Origin of the sequence: Microvirga tunisiensis (assembly GCF_009296175.1) — a bacterium.
GTDB classification, from domain to species: Bacteria; Pseudomonadota; Alphaproteobacteria; order Rhizobiales; family Beijerinckiaceae; genus Microvirga; species Microvirga tunisiensis.
This window is the reverse complement of sequence record NZ_VOSK01000700.1, coordinates 1-1,644: the sequence shown is the minus strand read 5'-3', so window position 1 is coordinate 1,644 and position 1,644 is coordinate 1. Positions and strand designations below refer to the sequence as shown.

Below are 1,644 nucleotides of genomic sequence, written 5' to 3'. Positions count from 1 at the left end.
TCGAGGCCCAGGTGATGAAGGTCGGCATGGTGGCCGAGGCCACCTGTGCCTCGAAGCCCTGGACGGTGATCCCGATGGTCGTGACGGGCGTGCAGGACTTTATCGCCGCCGGCCAGATCCGCAGCGGCGAGCAGCTGATCGACGCGCAGCAGGTGGTGCGGCCGGGAACCATCCTAGTCTATCTCGAGCCTCTCTACGAGGGCGGCTTCGACGACGTCTCGCCCGGCAGCAGCTGCATTGCCAATGCCTATACCAGCAATCACGATCTGATCGCGTCAGGCAACGTCAGCGCGACCAGAGGCTTCGTTCTTCATGCGGTGGACGCGGTCGGGCTCGTGCACGCCATGATCCTGCGGATCCAGGCGCTGGTGTACCCGATCCAGACCCTCGTGCTAGGCGGCCATTGAGATCTATATCAATGGAATGCTCTGGCCCCGAATTCGGCGAGGAGATCCTCCGCTCGGAGCCAGCGGAGGCAACCCACTCGCTCTCAGAAAGGAATTGTTCAAGGAGGACAGTCCATGACTACTATGTCCAAGCAGTCGACCTTGTCAGACACGATGCGCAGCGCCAGTGAATTCGCACTATCGAGGGACAACAGTCAGGCTCTGGCGAAGGCTACAGAAACGTGGTTCGCCGCGACCGCCGAATGCCAGCGTGAGATGATGAGCTTCATGTCCATGCGCGTCGAGAAGGACGGTGAGACCGCTCGCGAAATATTGGGCTGCAGAAACCTTGCTGATGTGACAGCCATCCAATCTCGCTGGCTCGAAGAGACTGTCCGCGACTACAACTCCGAAATGACAAAGCTGATGACCATCTACACCAAGTCTGTCGAAGGTCGAGGCCATGTCGGCGGGTGACCGTCTCAAGCCACAACCTGCTGGACGCCGGCATGTCTGGATGGCGCCACGGCAGTCCCAAGCCCCAGCTTGAGCCGGCACAACGTTAAGCCGACGTTCTCCTGATCCGTCAAACAGTTGGCTTCCCGACCCCGTCGACTGCAGACGCGTCACCTTCGTCCGGCCACGGCGGCATCGTTGTCCCAGTTGCCGTCGCGGCTCATGCGAAGCAAAGCGAAACTGGAAGTGAATTCCAACCGGGATCGTGATGGCCATGGCTGGCCCTACGTCCACAATCTCGTCCTGCTCCCGCGTGCGTCGCCACATCTGACTGCGGCCGGAGATAAAGTGCCAAGCCTCCTCGACAGTATGATGGGTCATAGCCCTCAAGCCGCATGTGAAGGTAGCGCAAAATGCGCCAGGCTGCCGCGGCTCTTGCTACACAGGCCCCGCACCTCAGACCCGTCAGGGGCAGTCGCGTCAGGAGAGAAAACAAGGCATTTGGTTGCAAAGGACATGGAACATATCCCTGCAGCTGATTGATGTACGATACCATAATCGAAAGGTGATACGCTGTATGGCTCCCGAAGCTCGTGTTCAGACGCGTTCGGATGATTCCCATCGACAACAAGGATCAGTCCTTAATCGTGGTTCTCGGGTCATTTGCCGAATGCGTCGCTGCACGAGACGCATGCCAACTGCCCTATCCACGACGGCGTGCCCTGGATGCCTTCAGCGGCCCGTTAGCGGGAACTCGCTTTTGGAGAAGCTATAGGCGACGGTAATCGAGTTCGCCAGAAGG

Annotated in this window: 1 protein-coding gene and 1 pseudogene; both read left to right on the top strand. The window is 59.4% G+C overall.

What is annotated here, in order from left to right; all coding sequences use genetic code 11:
• Positions 1-407 (top strand): annotated as a pseudogene (locus FS320_RS42990) (HlyD family secretion protein); the annotation flags it as partial.
• 114 nt (positions 408-521) lie between these two features.
• Complete coding sequence (locus FS320_RS42985; protein ID WP_152718601.1) at positions 522-863, top strand: phasin family protein; 342 nt, start codon at positions 522-524, stop codon at positions 861-863.
• The last annotated feature ends 781 nt before the right edge of the window (positions 864-1,644 follow it).